General features: G+C 49.1%; 18 protein-coding genes. 9 read left to right on the top strand and 9 right to left on the bottom strand.

What is annotated here, in order from left to right:
* Positions 1-92 precede the first annotated feature (92 nt).
* A complete protein-coding gene (locus tag AC5SV9_RS18165) occupies positions 93-2,330 on the top strand; it encodes an aminotransferase class V-fold PLP-dependent enzyme (RefSeq protein ID WP_475149218.1) in 2,238 nt (745 codons plus the stop codon).
* 57 nt (positions 2,331-2,387) lie between these two features.
* Here AC5SV9_RS18165 and AC5SV9_RS18170 read toward each other — a convergent pair whose 3' ends face one another.
* Both AC5SV9_RS18170 and AC5SV9_RS18175 read right to left on the bottom strand, forming a co-directional pair.
* On the bottom strand, positions 2,388-3,062 hold the full coding sequence (locus AC5SV9_RS18170) for a ChrR family anti-sigma-E factor (protein ID WP_475149220.1): 675 nt from the start codon (positions 3,060-3,062) through the stop codon (positions 2,388-2,390).
* Positions 3,046-3,696: a sigma-70 family RNA polymerase sigma factor gene (locus AC5SV9_RS18175; protein ID WP_273025030.1), complete on the bottom strand. Its 651-nt coding sequence runs from the start codon at positions 3,694-3,696 to the stop codon at positions 3,046-3,048. Before AC5SV9_RS18175 ends, AC5SV9_RS18170 begins: the two co-directional genes overlap by 17 nt.
* A gap of 184 nt (positions 3,697-3,880) precedes the next feature.
* Between AC5SV9_RS18175 and AC5SV9_RS18180 the strand changes: the two genes are divergently transcribed.
* Entirely contained in the window at positions 3,881-4,489 is a 609-nt protein-coding gene (locus AC5SV9_RS18180; protein WP_475149222.1) for an FMN-dependent NADH-azoreductase, read from the top strand.
* Between the two features lie 180 nt (positions 4,490-4,669).
* The gene (locus tag AC5SV9_RS18185; RefSeq protein WP_475149224.1) at positions 4,670-7,141 is read left to right on the top strand and encodes a S9 family peptidase; all 2,472 of its coding nucleotides are present in this window, start codon (positions 4,670-4,672) and stop codon (positions 7,139-7,141) included.
* Between the two features lie 185 nt (positions 7,142-7,326).
* On the opposite strand, the gene mscL is transcribed toward AC5SV9_RS18185, so the two are convergent.
* Positions 7,327-7,728, bottom strand: coding sequence for a large-conductance mechanosensitive channel protein MscL (gene mscL, locus AC5SV9_RS18190; protein ID WP_134055490.1), 402 nt, complete (start codon positions 7,726-7,728; stop codon positions 7,327-7,329).
* A 129-nt stretch (positions 7,729-7,857) separates the two neighbouring features.
* Positions 7,858-8,544 (bottom strand): RluA family pseudouridine synthase, encoded by a 687-nt coding sequence (locus tag AC5SV9_RS18195; protein ID WP_475149227.1) that lies wholly within the window; start codon positions 8,542-8,544, stop codon positions 7,858-7,860.
* Positions 8,545-8,647: 103 nt separating this feature from the next.
* On the opposite strand from AC5SV9_RS18195, the gene AC5SV9_RS18200 reads away from it, so the two are divergent.
* Complete coding sequence (locus AC5SV9_RS18200) at positions 8,648-9,319, top strand: RluA family pseudouridine synthase (RefSeq protein ID WP_475149230.1); 672 nt, start codon at positions 8,648-8,650, stop codon at positions 9,317-9,319.
* On the opposite strand, the gene rrtA is transcribed toward AC5SV9_RS18200, so the two are convergent.
* Positions 9,303-9,896 carry a rhombosortase gene (gene rrtA, locus AC5SV9_RS18205; protein ID WP_475149233.1) on the bottom strand — a complete coding sequence of 198 codons (594 nt, stop codon included), beginning with the start codon at positions 9,894-9,896 and terminating at the stop codon, positions 9,303-9,305. The genes AC5SV9_RS18200 and rrtA overlap by 17 nt on opposite strands.
* 31 nt (positions 9,897-9,927) lie before the next feature.
* On the opposite strand from rrtA, the gene ggt reads away from it, so the two are divergent.
* Together ggt and AC5SV9_RS18215 are read left to right on the top strand one after the other, a co-directional pair.
* Positions 9,928-11,859, top strand: a complete 1,932-nt coding sequence (gene ggt, locus AC5SV9_RS18210) for a gamma-glutamyltransferase (protein ID WP_475149235.1) — start codon at positions 9,928-9,930, stop codon at positions 11,857-11,859.
* 11 nt (positions 11,860-11,870) lie between these two features.
* Positions 11,871-12,608 (top strand): enoyl-CoA hydratase, encoded by a 738-nt coding sequence (locus AC5SV9_RS18215; protein ID WP_475149236.1) that lies wholly within the window; start codon positions 11,871-11,873, stop codon positions 12,606-12,608.
* Between the two features lie 23 nt (positions 12,609-12,631).
* On the opposite strand, the gene AC5SV9_RS18220 is transcribed toward AC5SV9_RS18215, so the two are convergent.
* Together AC5SV9_RS18220 and cysK are read right to left on the bottom strand one after the other, a co-directional pair.
* A complete protein-coding gene (locus tag AC5SV9_RS18220; protein WP_134055480.1) occupies positions 12,632-13,078 on the bottom strand; it encodes a hypothetical protein in 447 nt (148 codons plus the stop codon).
* A 104-nt stretch (positions 13,079-13,182) separates the two neighbouring features.
* Positions 13,183-14,157, bottom strand: a complete 975-nt coding sequence (gene cysK / locus AC5SV9_RS18225) for a cysteine synthase A (RefSeq protein WP_475149238.1) — start codon at positions 14,155-14,157, stop codon at positions 13,183-13,185.
* 112 nt (positions 14,158-14,269) lie between these two features.
* Between cysK and AC5SV9_RS18230 the strand changes: the two genes are divergently transcribed.
* On the top strand, positions 14,270-15,115 hold the full coding sequence (locus AC5SV9_RS18230; RefSeq protein WP_475149240.1) for an AAA family ATPase: 846 nt from the start codon (positions 14,270-14,272) through the stop codon (positions 15,113-15,115).
* A 171-nt stretch (positions 15,116-15,286) separates the two neighbouring features.
* Positions 15,287-16,453, top strand: coding sequence for a vWA domain-containing protein (locus tag AC5SV9_RS18235; RefSeq protein WP_475149241.1), 1,167 nt, complete (start codon positions 15,287-15,289; stop codon positions 16,451-16,453).
* 38 nt (positions 16,454-16,491) lie between these two features.
* On the opposite strand, the gene AC5SV9_RS18240 is transcribed toward AC5SV9_RS18235, so the two are convergent.
* Positions 16,492-17,304 carry an HDOD domain-containing protein gene (locus tag AC5SV9_RS18240; protein WP_475149243.1) on the bottom strand — a complete coding sequence of 271 codons (813 nt, stop codon included), beginning with the start codon at positions 17,302-17,304 and terminating at the stop codon, positions 16,492-16,494.
* Positions 17,305-17,539: 235 nt separating this feature from the next.
* Here AC5SV9_RS18240 and AC5SV9_RS18245 point away from each other — a divergent pair, with 235 nt between their 5' ends.
* Positions 17,540-18,775, top strand: a complete 1,236-nt coding sequence (locus tag AC5SV9_RS18245; protein ID WP_475149244.1) for an EAL and HDOD domain-containing protein — start codon at positions 17,540-17,542, stop codon at positions 18,773-18,775.
* A gap of 6 nt (positions 18,776-18,781) precedes the next feature.
* Here AC5SV9_RS18245 and AC5SV9_RS18250 read toward each other — a convergent pair whose 3' ends face one another.
* The gene (locus AC5SV9_RS18250) at positions 18,782-19,519 is read right to left on the bottom strand and encodes a substrate-binding periplasmic protein (protein ID WP_475149246.1); all 738 of its coding nucleotides are present in this window, start codon (positions 19,517-19,519) and stop codon (positions 18,782-18,784) included.
* Between the last annotated feature and the right edge of the window lie 37 nt (positions 19,520-19,556).

The following is a 19,556-nucleotide window of genomic DNA, read 5'->3' on the forward strand; positions in this document are numbered from 1 at the left end:
TTCTGGACTACGCTAAAAACTTGAGCAAGGCGGGGATGCCGGTTATTATTGCAGGGAATAAGATATTCCTTATGGTTATAAAGGGGCCGGGCATGAGCAGCCAGCAGCGCGAAATTTATCTTGATAACAATGCGACTACGCCAGTGTTGCCGGTGGCCGCGCAGGCTGCTATGCACACCATGCAGCGGGGCTTTGGTAACCCAAGCAGCAGTCATGCTACCGGTATTAAAGCCAAAGCCGAGTTGGAAAGTACGCGGGCCCTTGCCAGACAGCTGATAGGTGCCAGTACCGGGGATATCGTGTTTACGTCCGGTGCCACTGAAGGTATTCAAACCTCTATTGTATCTGCGCTGATGGCTGCGCGCGCGCGGGGATTAACTGGCGCCAAAACGCTGCTGCTGTATGGGGCTACGGAACATAAAGCCGTGCCGGAAAGCCTGAAACACTGGAATAAAGTATTGCAGCTTGATGCAACGGTAATGGCCATTCCCGTTAACCAGCGCGGCGTGCTCGATTATGACTTTATCCGCGCTAATCTGGCTTCAGCTGTGATGATTTGTACTATGGCGGCAAATAATGAAACGGGCGTAAAGCAAGACCTGGCTGCGCTGGAGCAGTTGATCCGTAGTGTTAATCCGACAGTGTACTGGATGGTTGATTGTGTACAGGCATTGGGAAAGATGGCGCTTAACATTGCCCAAACCAGTATTGATTATGCGCCGTTCAGTGGGCACAAGCTTTACGCACCCAAAGGTATTGGTTTTCTATATGTTCGCCGCGGCGCACCTTATCAGCCTTTTATTGCAGGCGGAGGCCAGGAAAGTGGTTTACGTTCCGGCACTGAAAACCTGCCGGGTATCGCTGCATTACATGCAGTGTTCAGTGAGCTGGCTAAAACGCAGGGCTCGGTATTTCAACCCGAAGCAGTACTGTGGCAATACCGGCATCAACTCATTTCAGCCTTAAAGCAGGTGTTCCCGGCGCTCGAGCTCAACAGCTCTGAGCCCTATGTCGTACCCACCACAATCAATTTCTCGGTACCTGGTTTTTACAGCAAAGATATTATGGACTTGTTTGACGCTGCCGGTATACGTGTCAGCTCTGGTTCGGCCTGTAGCTCTAAAGTACCCAGCAGTTTTGTATTAGATGCGATGGGGCTTGAACCCTGGCGCTCACAAGGCGCGATACGGTTATCCTTTGGCCCGGCGATGACGCAGGCCGAATGTGTACAGGCCTGCAATGCGATAACGGCATTAGCTGAAATCGTCTGCAAGCATTGTCTGGTGCTGACCGATGCTACGCCGACGCTGGAGATCCATGCCCGGGGTTTATTGCAGCTGAAGCATGAAGCCTTGTGCAGCTATGTACTGATTTGCCCTGACAGCCGCGATGCGGTAGTGATAGATCCGGTATTGCCGCTGGCTGGGCGCATCGCCAATATCATTCAGGGCCAGGGCCTGACATTAAAAGCTGTGCTTGATACGCACCTGCACCGCGATCATCTGTCAGCCAGGCGAGAAATTATTGCCTTGATTGGCGAGCATGAATCACATCAGGACTGCGATGTGCTGGGCTGGCCAAAACAGCAGACAGAACTGATTTGTGGGCCTTACCGGCTGACAAAATTGGCAACCCCCGGCCATACCGCAGAAGCTGTGACGATACTGCTGCGAAAAGAACAACAATTATGCGCCGCGTTTGCCGGTGATTTGATTTTACCCGGTGGGGTGGGTCGTACCGATCTGCCAGGCGGTGATATGTCAGCACTGGCACACAGTATCCGTTTGTTAGCTGCGACGCTTAAAGATAATACGCTGGTGCTATCGAGCCATGATTATGCCCAGCGCTTTTTCACGACACTGGCATTGGCAATACAAGAACAACCGCTATTGCATGCGCTGTTACAGGACGAGGCAGACAGCGACTGGCAGCAACAGTTACAACAGCAGGCAGTATTGCTGCAGCAGCAAAATCAGCATTTGTGTGGCTTGGTTGAAGTCAGCTTATCTGATGCCACCGACGTCATCGCGCCGGAGCACTTAGCCGGATTTATGCAGCAGCATGGTGCTTTGCAGGTGATTGATGTGCGTGAGCCACATGAGCAAAGTGCCGGTGCCTTAGCGCAGCATTTGCCAGTGCCTTATCCGGTGACGGAGATCCCATTGTCAAAGCTGGCAGATGCTCTTATCAGTGGTAAGTTAGAACAACAGCAAGCCCTGCTGTTGGTATGCCGGTCCGGTAATCGCAGCCTGGTGGCTTGTAAAGTGCTCGGGCGCCTGGGGTTTACGCAGGTATACAACCTGAAAGGCGGCACGGCATTACTTTGCTGATAAAACTGCGCCGGCATTAACCGGCGCTAACGACTTCCTGCCAGGTTGTCGACAAACTTAGTAAAAGAACTGCTGCAGTGGGTTTAACAGCCGGGTAAGGCCTTTTTTAAACTGCAGTGGTGCACTCAGTACCGACAAACACAAGCAGTCTTCATCGGGCAATGTGCGCGGAGTATGGGTATCGTCCGGTGAGTTGATCAGTAAATCGCCGGCATAGTATTCACCATTTTCGTCAGCTATTTTACCTGCCAGCACCAGCGTCATTTCCAGGCCTAAATGAGTATGCTGCGGCACTTCAGTATCCTTGCTGATATACAGCAGTGAAATATGGTAATCGCTGCCAGCCGGAATTTTCGCCGTTGCTATGCCTCCGAGTTGGAGCCATTTACCGTGTTTCGACGCCAGACGTTGCAGCGCTCTGGGTAACGTGAACTCGCGCCCGGCAACCTGGACCTGCTGCACAGGCACCTCTATCACTTCTGCGCGCGCAGCGGGTTCTTGCTGCGACATGATATCGCTTAGCATGGCGTCCCAGTTTGTATTATCTGGTTTCAGCCGTTGTTGCATTAACCTGCCAGCAAGATCGGTGGTGATATCGCGTTGCAGTTGCTGACAGTGCGGGCATAAATCGACATGTGCTGCCACTGCCAGCGCAACATCTGCATTAAGACACCCTTCAGCAAATTGCTCCAGTAATGCCATACCCGGATGATATTTAATTGCGTGCGCCATCTAATGCCTCTCTCAGTCTGTCCAGCGCCAGGCGGATGCGTGATTTTACAGTGCCCAGGGGAATAGCCAGTTCGTCTGATACTTCCTGATGGGTTTTCTCTTGCAGGTAAACTTTTTCTATAACTTCGCGTTGTGGGGGCGGCAATAACGAAAAATGCGGTGCCAGTTTTTCAGACAAAAGCTGAATATCCCAATTGTCAGCCGCATCCTCGGCGTAAGATTCCGGGTAGTCACCATTCCACAGATCGTCAGCGCTAATGTCGTCTTTACGGCTCTGCTTTTTACGCAGCATGTCAAAGCGTACGTTGCGGGCAATGGTAAAAATCCAGGTGGAGGCACAGCCTCTGGACGCGTCGAACAACGCTGCCTTTTTCCAGACGTTTAGCATGGTATCCTGCACCATTTCCAAAGCCTGCTGCTCGTTACCAAACATTTTCATGCCGAACGCTTTAAGCCTGGGAGCGAAATAATTGAACAGTTCGGCATAGGCTTGGCGGTCGCGTTTTAACGCCACGAAAGTAAGTGCATCTTCCCACTGCTGATGAGTGTGATCCTGCCCCGTCATAGGTGTGCCGATATCCGTTTTCGAATTAAGGCGCTCATCATGCCTTGGTGGCGAGGTTAACTTCAACATATTTCAGGTTCCGCAATAAGCAGTTAGCTATGCTGCATTGTTTGTATGCAGTGTTATACGCAGTCTGAAAGAGTGTGGATCTTGCTTGTTTGTATCAAAAAATAGAATGTTTTATGCGTATTATTCTGATTTTTTTACTAAAAAATTGCCTTATTATAGCTGTATCAAATAAGCGGAGGCGATTATGAAAAAGATACTTTTTATCAGTAGTTCAATTAGTGGCGACAAAGGCCATTCGGTGCAACTGGCGCAGCAATTTATTGCCCAATTACCTCAAGGTAATTTTAATGTTGATACACTGGACTTAAATAAAGCACCGGTACCACATCTTGAAATGACCGAGATGGCAGCATGGATGACACCTGCAGAGCAGCGTACTGACGTACAGCAAAAGCTGGCAGCAATTTCTGATGACATTATCGCGCGTGTAAAAGCAGCTGACGTGATTGTGCTTGGCGTACCTATGTATAACTTTGGTATTCCATCTCAGTTAAAAGCCTTGCTGGATCGTATCGCCCGTGCCGGCATTACATTCAAATATACAGAGCAGGGACCGGTAGGTTTACTGGAAGACAAACCCGTAGTGGTTTTTGCAACCCGCGGTGGCGTATACCAGGGTACCCCTGCTGACAGCCAGACCCCATTTTTACAGTCTTTCCTGAACTTTGTTGGCTTAAAAGATGTACATTTTGTCTACGCAGAAGGACTCAATATGGGAACTGACGCGCAGCAGGCGGCGTTAACCGCAGCCAAAGAGCGTTTAGTACAAATCAGCGCTAAAATTGCAGCTTAACTTCTCCACAGCTGTTTGAATATCTGTTCTCATGCTGTTTTGCCGGCCTGTTCAGGCCGGCGTTTTTGTTACAGTTAATCTTATATGTCAGGTAGTCAGCCGCATCCCGTTTGCCGACGGTTGCGTTAGCTGCCGATGCTTTGTATAACAAGGTGTCATTTTTAATATAAGAACTTAACTATGCCTCAAATTCGTTACTCTGTGCTGGCGCTCGCTATTTGCACTCTGTCGCTGGCGGGCCCATTGCATGCCAAAAATACTGAATCACTGAATTACCCGACTGAAGCGGTTAGTGTACCGGTGGTATATAACGCTGATCCTACTGTTGAGCTAAGTTTAGAGCAAATTATGTCAGATCCGGATTGGCTTGGGCGTCAGCCGGAAGAAGCGCATTGGTCGTTGGACAGCCAGCAGGTGTATTTTGAACGTAAACGCCAGGGTAGTGAACAGCGCGATTGGTACGCCCGGCCACTGACTGCGGCTGACAATGGCAGTATAGTACCGTTGTCGCAGCTGCATCAGATTGGCGCAGCTCAGATTAGCTATAACGCTGATCGCAGTATGCAAGCTTATGTATTCGAAGGCGATGTGTTTGTTCGTCGCGTAACTGATGGTGAGCTGATACAGCTAACGCGCGATAATGCAGCGCAAAGCTCACCTGAGTTTTTACTTGATGGCCGACTGGTATACCGCGAAGGCTGGATCTGGTACGCGCATGATTTGGCAACCGGCCAGCGTGTTGAATTGGTCAGCCTGAAAACAGAAGATAAACCCAAAGCTCCGGCAACACCGTCAGGTTATCTGGCTCAGGAGCAACACAAGCTGATTGAGTTTGTTGCTTTGCAGCAAAAACATGCTGAGCAGCGCTTTGATGCTAAAAAGCAATTGCAGCAACAAAATGCCAGTATTGCTGCTCCGGCCATATATCTTGGTAAGGGGCAACAGGTCGTCGGTGCCAGTTTGTCGCCAAAAGCAGATTATTTATTGGTATCGGTACGAAAAGCTGGTAAAGCCAATGAAAAAGACATTATGCCAAATTACATTACCGGCAACGGTGATATAGCAGCGCAGAAAGTTCGTGCCCGCGTAAATGATGTAAATCCTGAGCCGCAGCGCGTTTTGCTGATTAGCCTGCAGGATGGTAGCAGCACTGAGTTAAGCTACAGCAGCTTACCTGGCTATAACGAAGATGTGTTAGCCGGGGTCAAAGCAGAAAATGCGAAAGCCCGTGGCGAGAAGTACAAAAGTGAAAAGGTAATCCGTGCTATCGGTCTGATGAATGACTGGTACTGGAGCCAGAGCGCTATACGCTGGCACCGCAGTGGTGAGCAGGTGGCGCTGATGCTAAAAGCATTGGATAACAAAGACCGCTGGATAGCAACGGTTGACCTGAAACAGAAAAAGCTGATACCGCAGCACAGGCTGCATGACGATGCCTGGGTGAACTACGCGTTTAATGATTTTGGCTGGCTGAATAACAGCGAGAGCCTGTATTATCTGTCTGAAGAGTCTGGCTATTCACATTTATATGTTAAGCCTTTAAAAGGGAAGGCCAAAAAACTGACTGAGGGCAGTTTTGAAGTGGCTGATCCGGTGTTGACGCACGATGACAGCTACATTTACTTTCAGGCTAATGTTAAGCACCCGGGTAATTATGAGGTTTACCGTGCCGTGCTGGAGACGGGCAAAACCGAGCAGTTGACCAAACTTGGCGGCAACACCAGCTTTACGCTGTCGCCGGATGAATCAAAGCTGTTGCTGAATTTCTCTACCAACCTTAAGCCGAATGAATTATATGTTGCTGATGCTGTTGTCGGTGCAGAGGTAAAACCGCTGACAGACACTATCTCGGCAGAGTTTAAGCAGCTACCTCTGGTTGCACCGCAAATCGTGGCGGTACCGTCAAGCCACGGCAAACAGCCGGTTTTTGCCAAAGTGTACTACCCGAAAGATTATCAGCAAGGTGAGAAGCGCCGCGCTGTGATCTTTAACCACGGTGCCGGTTATCTGCAAAACAGTGATTTAGGCTGGTCTGGTTACTTCCGCGAGTTTCTGTTCCATAACTTACTGACCCAGCAGGGCTATGTAGTAATGGATATGGATTACCGTGCATCAAAAGGTTATGGCCGTGACTGGCGCACCGCAATTTACCGCCGGATGGGCACGCCAGAGATTGAAGATTTAGCAGATGGCGTGAACTGGCTGGTAGACAATGCGAATGTTGATCGTAACCGTATTGGTACTTATGGTGGTTCTTACGGTGGCTTTATGACCTTTATGGCGCTGTTTACCCAGCCGGATCTGTTTCAGGCCGGTGCAGCCCTGCGTCCGGTCAGTGACTGGGCTTATTATAACCATGCTTACACGTCTAATATTCTGAACTCACCAGCGATTGATCCTATAGCGTATCAGCGCAGTTCGCCCATTTACTTTACGCAGGGTCTGAAAAAACCATTGTTGATTAACGCCCCTATGGTTGATGACAATGTGTTTTTCCAGGACGTTGTGCGTCTGGTTCAACGCCTGATTGAGCAGGAAAACAACAACTTTGAAACCGCTATTTATCCGGTTGAACCGCATGGCTTCCGTCAGCCAAGCAGCTGGCTGGATGAGTACCGCCGGATTTATAAATTGTTTGAACAAAATTTGTAAGGCGCAGCTATTACGGCCGCAATACCCGCTTTGGCTCGTCGCAGCAACTCGCCCCAATGCCTGCGGCGGGGCTCAGACACTCTGCGCCGACCAAATCGGGTTTCCGGCCTACATTGGATATAGCACTTAATATAAAAAAAACGTCTCACCAGGAGACGTTTTTTTATCATCGCGCGGTAGCGCCGTTAGTCTTTTTTCAGCAAGTCCCGAATTTCAGTCAGTAACTTCACATCCTCCGGTACAACGGCGACAGGCGCAGGCTTGGCTTCTTCTTTCTTTTTCATTGAGTTCATTGCCTTAACACCGACAAACACCGCAAAAGCAATAATAATAAAGTCGATAATGGTCTGGATAAAAGCACCGTACTTAATCACCACTTCGGCCTGAGTTTCTGTTGCCTGTTGAATAACAACCGCCAGATCGCGAAAGTTAACGCCGCCCAACAACACGCCAATAGGCGGCATGATGACATCATTTACAAAAGACGAAACAATTTTGCCAAAGGCCGCGCCGATAATGATACCGACGGCCATATCTACTACGTTGCCACGCATGGCAAAGGTTTTAAATTCCTGCAGCATACTCATAGCTAAACTCCTGTTTTATTATCATTATCTGCCATTGAGTCTGCAGCTATATGCTGCAAATGGCTAACAACACTATAGCCAGCAAAGGGTATTTTGCCACTAGCATTTAAGACAATTTATAGCTTTAACTCAGGGCTTTAACGCGCCATTGGCCGCAACAAAGTCGGTGTCAGCCTGAAAATGCAGCACGTTGCCATGATAAGGCTGATGCAACTGCAAGCTGGCAGCATGCAGCATTAATCTCGGTGCGGCTTGCTGCGCCTCAGTGTGCGCATAAAAAGCATCGCCCAGTATTGGGTGGCCCAGCGACAGCATATGAACGCGTAGCTGATGCGAGCGTCCGGTGATGGGTCTGAGTTCAACCAAAGCCCGGTCTGATAATTGTTGCACTAAGCTATAGTTGGTTATCGCGGTTTTACCGGTTTGCTGACAAACTTTCTGTTTGGGCAGCTGATCTTTGTCCGCAATAAGCGGTAAATCGATCGTGCCTTCTGCCTGCTGCAGCTGGCCCCATACCATTGCCAGATAGCGCTTTTTAACCGTTCTGCCAGCAAATTGCTGTTTTAGTGCTGTTTCGGCTTTACGGCGCAGGGCTATAACAACAACACCGGACGTCGCCATGTCAAGGCGGTGTACCAGTTGTGCCAGTGGATACTGCTGTTGTACGCGGCTTAGCAAACAATCAGACAAGTGTTCACCGCGCCCCGGGTTAGTCAACAGGCCACTTGGTTTGTTCAGTACTATCAGATCTTTGTCCTGATATAGAATATCAAGCCATGGCTCAGTAGGAGGGGTGTATATAAAGGGCGTAGTCATACTGGCGCAGTCTGCAAACAAAGAGGGTAGCTTAGCGTAATTTCAGCGACAGGCAAGCGGCTTTTACGGCATAATAGCCGGCGCTTTTACCATGGAGATAGAGATGAGCAGTACTGAACAACTGGCAATACTGCCGGCGACAAAAGAGCCGTTCCAGATAGTCTATGCCGATGATGTATTGTTGGTTGTTAACAAACCGGCCCGGTTGCTGACAGTGCCGGGGCGCCATCCGCAGAACCAGGACTGTCTGATCCGCAGGGTGCAGCGTGAATTTCCTTTTGCAGAAGTTGTGCACCGGCTTGATTACGATACGTCCGGTTTGGTTATTTTGCCCATGACGAAGAGAGTACTGTCTGATATCAGCAAACAGTTTCAGGCCCGAACGGTTCATAAGCACTATATTGCTGTGGTTGCCGGTAAAGTGGCTAAAACACAGGGTATTATTGAACTGCCGATTGCGAGTGATAATGACAACCGGCCGCTTTACAAAGTATGTCAGCAAGACGGTAAGCCATCAGTTACCCGATATAAGCTGCTGAGTTACGACAGCACTACAGATCAAAGCAGGGTTCAGCTTGAACCGGTGACCGGGCGCTCACATCAGCTACGTGTGCATATGCTGGCGCTTGGCCATCCGATGCTGGGTGACGTCTTATATGCGCCATCAGATGTTATAGGTAAAAGTTCGCGTTTGATGTTGCACGCTGAGTACATACGTTTTCAGCATCCGCTGACAAAACAGCCAGTTGAGTTTAGTGCTACTGCGCCTTTTTAGTATTCAGCCAGATAATGGCCGGTAAGCCTAACACCAAAGCACTGATAACGCCGTATAAGTGAGCATCTGTAGCGACACTGGCGTTTATCAGCTTAGCTAAATCTTCATCCGGCCCATGCCATTGTTCCCAGCTCACTTTGGCAATAAGCCCTGCCAGCAGTAACCAGCCTGTATTAATTTTCTGCTGAATATCTTTTAGTGCGCCAAGTGTCAGCATGGCGTGCAGTAAACCTGATAAGCCAACGTAAATTTGTATTTGTTCAGAACCAACATATAACAACACGCTTATCGCCACAGCACACAGCAGCCAGTGCGCGGCCAGTTGGCGGTAGCTGAAACAACCCGCATGCAACAGCATGGCCAGCAGCAAACCGCCAAGGTTCATCAGTAAATGCCAGTTATTGCTATGTAGCAGGTGACCAGAGACTAAACGCCAGTATTGAGCATCAGCTATGCCGTCTCTACTATAACTGAGTGCTGCTTGCATGTGTTCGGGTAGCGCAGCCAGCAGCAGAATAGCGGCTGCCACCAGCAGGTACGGCAACCAGGACGTGACATAGGGCTTAAATTTGTGCAAAGGCAACTCATCAAATGTTATTAGTGCGCTTATGCAAAACGATAACCCAAGCCAGGTCAAGCAAAATTCTTGTCAAAGTATGCAGGCACGACAAAGCTGCGCTGAAGTTGCTGCTGCAACCGGTCAACGGCGTTTATCAATATTGATATTACGCGGCGAACTGGTTAGGGTGTTTGTACTTTATTCTCAGCAGACCAGCCGAATTATGTTTAGCCAGTTGTCCCATTGCTACAAAACATTACTAGTTTTAGGTTTTACGTCAGTCATCACGTTGCAGGTTAGTGCTGCACAGCAGGAAAACCGCGAGCCGGAAGCCGCTACCGGTGTTTATCAGCAGCAGCTGGTAACGGCAAAACATTATATGGTCGCCGCTGCACATCCACTGGCAACTGAAGCGGGCAGAGCAATACTGGCTAAAGGTGGTAGTGCAGTGGATGCGGCTATCGCCACCCAGTTAATGCTGGGATTAGTAGAACCACAAAGTTCGGGTCTTGGCGGCGGTGCTTTTATGCTGCACTGGCAGGCCAGGCAACAGCAGCTCACCAGTTTCGACGGACGTGAAACGGCACCACAGAGTGCCACACCGTTATTGTTTAGTGAAAACGGCAAGGTAATGGATTGGCGTGATGCTTATGTCGGCGGTAAATCCGTTGGGGTGCCAGGTGTTGTTGCGATGCTGTATGCTGCGCATCAACAATATGGCAAGCTGCCCTGGGCAGATCTGTTTAGCGACGCTATACAGACCGCTGAGCAGGGGTTTTCGGTGTCCAGCCGCACGGCCTCTCAGCTGGCCAAAGGCTGGAACAAAGGCATTACTGAGTTTTATGATTCAAAGCAGTATTTTTTCCCGCATGGAAAACCGGTCGCAGAAGGCGAGATCCTGAAAAACCCGGCCTATGCTGCCACGCTCAAGCTGATTGCTAAAAACGGACCCGATGCGTTTTACCATGGCGAGCTGGCAAAAGCGATAAGCGACAGGGTACAGAGCGCTCCGATTAATCCGGGTAAGTTGTCTGTGTCAGATTTGGCCGGTTACAAAGCCGTACAGCGCGATGCTATCTGCATGCCTTACCGCGCATACAAGGTATGTGGTATGGCGCCACCGAGTTCCGGCGGAATAGCGGTACTGCAGATACTGGGCATATTACAGCATTACGACATGTCGAAACTGGCGCCGAATAGCCTTAAGGCTACCCATATGCTGGCCCAGGCTGCAAAGCTGGCTTTTGCCGACCGCGAGCGTTATCTGGCAGATCCGGCGTTTGTGCCAGTGCCAACCGAAGGCATGCTGGCAAAAGATTATCTGGCAAGCAGAGCAGCGCTTGTCGATTTAACGAAAGCAGGCAAACCTGCAACCGCCGGTGTGCCTGCAGGGGCACCTTCGCTTATCAGTGCCAGCTCACCAGAGCTACCTAATACCAGCCACTTTTCTATTGTAGACAGTGAAGGTAATGCCGTCAGCATGACCACCAGTATTGAAAATGTGTTTGGTTCCGGCCTGATGGTAGGCGGATTTTTACTGAACAACCAGCTGACTGACTTCAGTTTAAGCCCGCAGCAGAATGGTTATCTGGTGGCAAACCGCGTAGAGAGTGGCAAAAGACCGCGCTCCTCTATGGCGCCGATGATGGTGTTTGATCAGCATAACAAACCTGTGCTGCTGATAGGCTCACCGGGCGGTAGCCGTATTATCAATTATGTTGCCCAGAGTATCGTCGCGGTACTGGACTGGAAACTGGATGTGCAACAGGCGCTTAGTTTACCGCGTCTCACTCATCGCAATGATTATCTGGCGCTGGAAAAGCACACAGTGCTGGAGCAACAGCTGGGCGCTTTACAGGACATGGGCTACAAGGTACAAATTCAGGATCTGAACAGTGGTCTGCATGCTATTTCTATTAGCGAGGCCGGATTGCAGGGCGCTGCCGATCCACGTCGCGAAGGCCGGGTAGCGGGCGAATGACGGAGTTAACTATGACCGACGTTTTAGTTGATGCTACAGACGGCATATTGCAGATCCGATTGAACCGTCCAGCCAGGAAAAATGCGTTAAGCCAGCAGATGTACCGGGATATGAACAGTGCCTTGCAGCGCGCAGCAGAAGACAGCAGCATCAAGGTAGTATTACTGCAGGGCGGTGACGATTGTTTTAGTGCCGGCAACGATTTGAAAGATTTTCTCGCCGCCGGTGTACTGGATGCTGAACACCCCACGGTGCAGTTCTTGTATCTGCTGGCACAGTGTCCAAAACCGTTGGTTGCCGCTGTGTCTGGCCTGGCAATTGGTATCGGTACTACGGCACTGCTGCACTGCGATCTGGTATATGCAGCAGATAGTGCCCGTTTTCAGCTACCGTTTACCCAATTAGGCTTGTGTCCTGAAGCCGCGTCCAGTTTGCTGCTGCCGCGTTTGATTGGCTATCAGCGTGCTGCTCAGTATTTGCTGCTGGGAGAGCGTTTTGATGCTGCACAAGCATACGCCATGGGGCTGGTAAATCAGGTCGTCACCAGTGCAGAACTTGAGGCGCTGGCCTGGCAAAAAGCGCAGCAGTTGGCCGCATTACCGGCTGACGCTGTGCAAACCAGTAAAGCGCTGCTAAAAGCAGGTAGTGCCCGGACAAGTGCAGCTATAGCAACTGAACTGGCGCAGTTTCAGCGTTTGCTGGATGGTGAAGATTGTCAGCAGCGGATAGCAGCGTTTTTCAAGCGTTAATATCAGCGCAAACAAAGGCAGCATCAGCGGGCGCTGGTGCTGAATTTATCTACTTTTACTGAACTTACAACCCAACTGCTGTTTCGTTTCGTCATCTCAACGACCCGTAATTCGTCTACCTGTTTACCATCGTGCGGGCCAGTCAGCAGCAAGGTGATTTCAGCCACATCTTCGTATTGCTCACGCAGATTGCCTCCGCTGCGGTTGACGCGAATTTCAACACTGTCAAAGGACATATTCATCAGTGTGCGGCCAACCTGGCGCACTGTGCCGTAAGATTCCATTAAGTCTGCATATTCTTTGGTGCTGAGTTTTTTCGCTTTTTCCAGATCTTTGTCATTATAAAGCGCCTGGAAAAACTCAGTAGCGATATACTCAGGTGTGCCCCACTGGGCATTAACTTTAGATGTATCGTCTTTGCAGGCGACTAACAGCAGTAAGAGTAGCGGGGAAAGCCAATACAGTTTCATGGTGTACTATCCGGTGAAAATTGGATATCCAGTGTGGCTTTTTTTTTCTGCGCTGTAAAGAAAAGGGCTGCAAAAGCAGCCCTTTATAATCATTGAAAACGATTTTAGGCCTGCAGTTCCTGCTCGGTGAAGATATCAGCAAACAGCGGGCTGGTTAAGTAGCGCTCTGCAGCACTGGCCAAGATCACGACAATGTTTTTACCAGCGTTTTCCGGCTTAGCAGCAAGGCGTTGTGCTGCAACCAAAGCGGCACCGGATGAAATACCGGCCAGAATGCCTTCTTCGCGCATTAAGCGATGTGCCGCCGCTATGGCTTCGTCACTGGTAACTTGCTCAACACTGTCAACCAGCGCCAGGTCCAGATTGCCCGGAATAAAGCCTGCGCCTATCCCCTGAATTTTATGCGGGCCGGGTTTTAATTCTTCGCCGGCTTTAGCCTGGCTGATTACCGGCGACTCTGCTGGCTCTACTGCTACACTTTGCAGTGGCAGCTTTTTCTCGTTCTTCAGATAACGGCTGACACCTGTGATAGTACCGCCAGTGCCGACGCCGGCAACGAAGATATCCACTTTGCCGTCTAAGTCGTTATAAATTTCCGGACCTGTGGTATCAAAGTGAATTTGCGGGTTAGCTGGGTTTTCGAACTGACCAAGAATTAAATATTTATCCGGGTTTGATGCCTGAATTTCTTTGGCTTTTTCGATGGCGCCTTTCATGCCTTTCGGCCCTTCAGTCAGCACCAGATTAGCGCCCAGGGCTTTTAACAGCTTCCGCCGTTCTAAGCTCATCGTAGCTGGCATGGTAAGGGTTAACTTATAGCCGCGGCTTGCCGCTACAAACGCCAGTGCTATACCAGTGTTACCAGAGGTAGGTTCGACAATTTCTTTATCTGCAGTCAGAGTGCCTTTTTTCTCGGCATCCCAGATTAACGCAGCGCCTAAACGACATTTCACGCTGAAGCTTGGATTACGCGCTTCAATTTTTGCATAGACATTTGCACCGCCTTCAATGGTCCGGTTTAATTTGACCAGAGGGGTTCTGCCGATAGACAATGAGTTGTCTGCATAGACGTTTGCCATAAAAAAACTCCGTTTACGATAAATTGGTTATAAGAATACGCCAGCGTGGCAAAAATGACAGTAGCTTTTGGCTATAAGATATTACATTTCACCACAAGCATAGAGGGAAACCATGGCCTTTGTAAGCACCGACAATTATATCGTTTCAGCTGAACTGGCATTGGCAGTAAATGCGGCTGTAACGCTGGAAAAACCTCTGCTGATAAAAGGCGAGCCGGGTACCGGTAAAACCAGGCTGGCAGAAGAGTTAGCGGCCAGTTTAGGCACAGAATTAATTCAGTGGCATATAAAGTCGACCACTAAGGCTCAGCATGGCTTGTACGAGTATGACGCGGTTTCACGTTTGCGCGACAGTCAGCTTGGCAGTGACAAAGTACAGGATATTAATAACTATATTCGCCCTGGCAAACTGTGGCAGGCATTTTCAGCAGCAAAACGACCGGTGCTGCTGATTGATGAAATAGATAAAGCCGATATCGAGTTTCCAAACGACCTGCTGCATGAGCTGGACAGGATGGCGTTTTATGTGCACGAAACCGGTGAACAGGTTACGGCGGAGCAGAGGCCTGTTGTAATTATCACGTCTAATAACGAAAAAGAGTTGCCGGATGCTTTTTTACGCCGCTGCTTTTTTCATTATATCCGCTTTCCGGACGCCGAAATTTTACGTGCTATTGTCGCGGTGCATTTTCCGCATATTCAGCAGCAGCTGTTAACTGTGGCGCTGGAAGTGTTTTTTGAACTGCGTGAGTTGCCGGGGTTAAAGAAAAAGCCATCGACGTCTGAGCTATTGGACTGGCTTAAATTACTGTTGGCAGAAGATATACCTGCAGAGGTGCTTACCGATAAACAGCAAAAGGGTGAATTAATGCCAATGTTTGGTGCTTTGCTGAAAAATGAGCAGGATGTCGCCCTGGTAGAAAAACTGGCGTTTCTGGCCAAACGGCAAGGGCGGTAAAATGACGCAAGCATCTGTATTATATGCTGGGGTCGACTGCAATACTCCTTTTGGCTCGTCGCAGCAACTCGCTGCGGCTGACGCCTGCGCTCAGACACTCTGCGCCGACCAAAACGAGTTTCCAGTCTCGCCCTCCAATATGCGCACATCATTTCGATTTAGGCATGCCGCATGCTGATTGATTTCTTTTTTACGCTGCGAAAATACGGTTTAAAAACCAGCATTACTGAATTGCTGGACTTGCTTAACGCGTTACAGAAACAGATGATCTTCGCCGATACGGAAGCCTTTTATCAGTTAGCACGGCTTTGTCTGGTAAAAGATGAAACCCAGTACGATAAATTCGACCGTGCTTTTGCCGATTACTTTGAAGGTGTTGCCGGGGTCGATATTGCTGCCAGCATTCCGCCTGAATGGCTGGTGCCGGAAGTGCTGCGTAAGCTCAGTGAGGAAGATAAAGCCAAGCTACAAGCGCTGGGCGGGCTGGATAAATTGCTGCAAACGTTGCGCGAGCGTTTAGCCGAGCAGCAAAAAAAACACAGCGGTGGTAATAAATGGATAGGCACTGGCGGCACGTCGCCTTTTGGTGCTTACGGTTATAACCCGGAAGGTGTGCGTATTGGTCAGCAGGGCAGTGGCGCGCGCAGGGCGGTAAAGGTGTGGGATAAGCGCGAGTTTAAAGACTTAGACACCGAAAGCGAGCTTAACAACCGTAGTATTAAACTGGCGCTGAAGCAGTTGCGTAAGTTTGCCCGTAGCGGCGCCGAGAATGAACTGGATTTACACGGCACTATTCAGGCGACGTCAGAACAGGCCGGCTGGTTGGATTTACGCTTTATGCGCGAGCGGCACAATGCCGTGAAGCTACTGGTGTTTTTCGATGTGGGTGGCTCGATGGATGACCACATTGAACAGTGTCAGAAGCTGTTTGCGGCAGTTAAAACCGAGTTTAAGTATCTGGAGTTTTTTTACTTTCACAACTGCGTATATGAAGGCGTCTGGCGTGATAATAAACGCCGTTATACCGAGCAGGTTAAAGTAGAAGACATTATTCATACCTATAGCAGCGATTATAAACTGATTTTCGTTGGTGACGCGACGATGGGGCCTTACGAGATAGAATACCCCGGCGGCAGCGTAGAGCATTTTAATGAGCTGCCGGGTAAAGTATGGCTACAAAGGTTATTGGCGCAATACCCAAAAGCGGTCTGGTTAAACCCCCAGCCACTGCAGTGGTGGGGGCATTACTATTCTATTGGTATCATTGAAAAAATCATGCAAGGCCGCATGTTTGCGTTGACATTAGACGGTCTTGGCAGCGCCATCAAATTATTGTAGCCAGCAGTGGCCACTGCGCAGTCATCTGTCTTTTCTGCTTAATGCAGAAACTCTTCAATGCCTTCATCCAATTCCGGTGTTTTTTCCAGTCGGGCAAATAGTTCTGATAATGTCAGGTGTAACGCATGTACCAGTTTTGCCGGGAAGCCATCAAAGTTGCCTTCGGCAATGCTGCGCTCGTTATCCAGCATGTACTGGGCAATATGGATGCATACCGCATAAGCCGACAGTTCAGGCGCTGCAGCCGGGTTTTCCTGGTAGCGAATGGCGGTGACAATTTCCTGCGGAAAGTACCAGTAGTTGGCCAGTTCAGCGCCTGCTTCGGTGTAGTCAAAACCAAGCAACTGTTTTTCCAGCCGTGAGCGGCTTTCACCGGTGTTAACCCGTTTGTCGATGGCAACGGCCTCTGCCGGTTTGACCAAGTGGATGAGATACTCACCTATGGCATGCAACAGGCCACAGGTATAGGCAACATCAGCGTCAATGTTAAAGGATTTTGCCAGCCATTTGCAGCGGTTCGCCACTTTAAAAGACTTCGTCCAGAATGCTTCCAGATCAAAAGCTTCCGGGCCCTTTAGCGTAGAGGCGAACCCGACAGACAACACTAACGTACGTAGTGAATTAAAACCCAGAATAAGTACGGCGTCTTTTACAGAACCTACTTTACGGTGGCCGCCGTAGCGCACAGAGTTCGCCATGCGTAACACCTTAGCCGTCAGTGCCTGGTCATTGCTTAAGATAGCTGCGATATGGCCACTGGTAATATCGGGGTTATTAAAACTACTGATTAGTTCCTGTACTACTTTGGGAATGCTAGGTAAATTTGTTGCTTTTTCAATCATTTGCTTCATAGCGGCACTCGGGTCAAGAAGGTTAGCGTTAGAGATAAACTGTATCTGAGCAGTATAAACATAGTTCAGGCATTTTGTGTTGTTATTGTTTTATAACAAAATAATTCAGAATCAAACAGTTTTTGCTAATTAACGCATAAAGTAAGCGTTGTGCAATGTGAACGCTGGACACGCTATAGGGTGGCCCGTATATTGTCGCCTGCATGTTAAAACTGTATTGCCGTAAGGACTGAATGTGACCAGCCTGAATACTGAGATAAATGCGCATGATGATCTCGACGCTATGCTTGTTGCCCAACCGGTATTTAACGCGGATAAGCAGCGTTATGCTGTAGAGTTATTATTAAGTAATTCCAGAACTATCAATGGCGTATTGCTTGACACAAACCTTAGCAATGAACAACTCAGCATGTACTGCCAGACAATCAGTGTGCAAGCGGATCAATACCGTACCGCCGTGTTTGTTAACGTCAGTACGCAGCTGCTGCTATCGGCGGCGACATTAGCGCTGCAACCTGACCGAACAATACTGACATTGACCGGTGATATTGATGTTACTCCCGCATTATTAGCTTGTGTGGCTGCTCATAAACAACAGGGCTTTCGCTTTGCACTGAATAACAGCTGCGTAAATGACAACATTTTACCCTTGTTGGCACTTGTCAGTATTATCCGGCTCGACATGATAGGCAGTTCTTTACCCCAGGTTGAGCACTATAAAAAGCGCTATGCCAGACCAGATCTTCTGTGGTTGGCAGAAAAAGTAGAAACGGAACCGCAGTTTGCTGCTTGTAAAGCGTTAGGCTGCAATTTGTTTCAGGGGTATTTCCTTAGCGATGCGTTGGCGGTCGATGGCAAGAAAATTGAACCGGGAGCACTTAAACTTGCCGAAATTATTCGCTGTCTGTTCAGTGAAGAGCCTGATATTAACGAGTTAGCGCAGCTGCTGAACGATGAGCCTGCCATTGTAATGGGGATACTGAAAATAGCGAACAGCCCACTGTATCGTAAAACCCGCGATGTCAGCTCAGTCAAAGAAATGGTGACGCGCCTTGGGCTGGAGCTGGTAAGAAAGTGGGTACTGACCTATGCTGTGCTTGGCACCGCAACAGCTGCTGCTGCGATTACGGTACTTGCTCGTGCATACAGTGCACAGAGTATTGCCCGGCACTGGCAGCATACCGAGCAACAATGCCAGCAGTATTTTCTGGCAGCACTGATTTCAGGATCAGATATGTTGTTTGGTATTGCCTCTGAACGGCTATTGCCTTATCTGAATATTAATCCAACAATTTTTGATGCCATCGTCAATAACAATGGCCCGATTGCTCAGGCCTTGACCACGGTACGCAGTATTGAGCGCAGTTATGCATTGAAACAACCGGTAAATGCGCAGGACATGCCATATCTTAACTTTTACGCCGCAGAATTAAGCCAGATCCAACAGCGGTTGGCTGAAGCTGGCTTCTAATAGCAGTTAACGTGGTTTTTTTCTCATATGCCTGGCGAGGCTGCGGTCAATCAGACCATCGCGGTGCGCTTCGCGAATATATGCATCAAGCCGCTTTTTCAGCGCAGCCCATTTTGGATGTAACGCCAGGGTTAAATCGGCTTTATCTGTCTCTACGCTATTGCGGTAAAAATGCGTATCGGGGAAGTGGTTATTAATAAGCCAGTTGGCGACATGTTCGTTCATATACACCAGATCACAACGACCGTTTACCAGCATATTAAATTGATCAAATTCTGAATCAGAATCCAGCCGGATTAGCTGGCCCTCAGATAACTGCTGAGTAAAAGCGGTATATTTATAATAGCGCCTTAAGCAAATGCTGTGGTTGCTATTAGCTGTTAGCTCTTCGTCATTGATAGGGCGTAGCGAATAAAGATAGTCGTGGTGTTCAACAATAGGTTGCGTGAATAGCAACGCGTCTGGCTCTTCAGTCCATTTTTCAGCCAGTACAGTCGCGTCATATTTGCCACTGTAAACACCTAACTCTGCCCGCTGTCGGTTTTCAAACACGTATTCTAATTCATAGGGCTGTTCGTCAAAGAATGCGTTTAACAGCTCGGGTACTACACCCAGCGGCACATTGTCATTAGCGGCATACATATAAGGCGGCACCTGCGGATAATAAATTGCCACCTTAAATGTTTCTGCGCTTGCCTGCGGCAAGGTAAACAATAATGATATTAGCCAGATGTTGTTACGCACCTATATTTCCTAAGGTTGCCAGCTATTATAATAACCG

The sequence above is a fragment of the Rheinheimera sp. ATLC3 genome, from assembly GCF_059429535.1.

What these genes read in the sequence shown, in the direction of transcription:
- AC5SV9_RS18165 (WP_475149218.1), top strand. Translation starts at nt 93, where the DNA reads ATGAGCAGCCAGCAGCGCGAAATTTATCTTGATAACAATGCGACTACG.
- AC5SV9_RS18170 (WP_475149220.1), bottom strand. Translation starts at nt 3,062, where the DNA reads ATGGCGCACGCAATTAAATATCATCCGGGTATGGCATTACTGGAGCAA.
- AC5SV9_RS18175 (WP_273025030.1), bottom strand. Translation starts at nt 3,696, where the DNA reads ATGTTGAAGTTAACCTCGCCACCAAGGCATGATGAGCGCCTTAATTCG.
- AC5SV9_RS18180 (WP_475149222.1), top strand. Translation starts at nt 3,881, where the DNA reads ATGAAAAAGATACTTTTTATCAGTAGTTCAATTAGTGGCGACAAAGGC.
- AC5SV9_RS18185 (WP_475149224.1), top strand. Translation starts at nt 4,670, where the DNA reads ATGCCTCAAATTCGTTACTCTGTGCTGGCGCTCGCTATTTGCACTCTG.
- mscL (WP_134055490.1), bottom strand. Translation starts at nt 7,728, where the DNA reads ATGAGTATGCTGCAGGAATTTAAAACCTTTGCCATGCGTGGCAACGTA.
- AC5SV9_RS18195 (WP_475149227.1), bottom strand. Translation starts at nt 8,544, where the DNA reads ATGACTACGCCCTTTATATACACCCCTCCTACTGAGCCATGGCTTGAT.
- AC5SV9_RS18200 (WP_475149230.1), top strand. Translation starts at nt 8,648, where the DNA reads ATGAGCAGTACTGAACAACTGGCAATACTGCCGGCGACAAAAGAGCCG.
- ggt (WP_475149235.1), top strand. Translation starts at nt 9,928, where the DNA reads ATGCAAAACGATAACCCAAGCCAGGTCAAGCAAAATTCTTGTCAAAGT.
- AC5SV9_RS18215 (WP_475149236.1), top strand. Translation starts at nt 11,871, where the DNA reads ATGACCGACGTTTTAGTTGATGCTACAGACGGCATATTGCAGATCCGA.
- AC5SV9_RS18220 (WP_134055480.1), bottom strand. Translation starts at nt 13,078, where the DNA reads ATGAAACTGTATTGGCTTTCCCCGCTACTCTTACTGCTGTTAGTCGCC.
- cysK (WP_475149238.1), bottom strand. Translation starts at nt 14,157, where the DNA reads ATGGCAAACGTCTATGCAGACAACTCATTGTCTATCGGCAGAACCCCT.
- AC5SV9_RS18230 (WP_475149240.1), top strand. Translation starts at nt 14,270, where the DNA reads ATGGCCTTTGTAAGCACCGACAATTATATCGTTTCAGCTGAACTGGCA.
- AC5SV9_RS18235 (WP_475149241.1), top strand. Translation starts at nt 15,287, where the DNA reads ATGCTGATTGATTTCTTTTTTACGCTGCGAAAATACGGTTTAAAAACC.
- AC5SV9_RS18240 (WP_475149243.1), bottom strand. Translation starts at nt 17,304, where the DNA reads ATGAAGCAAATGATTGAAAAAGCAACAAATTTACCTAGCATTCCCAAA.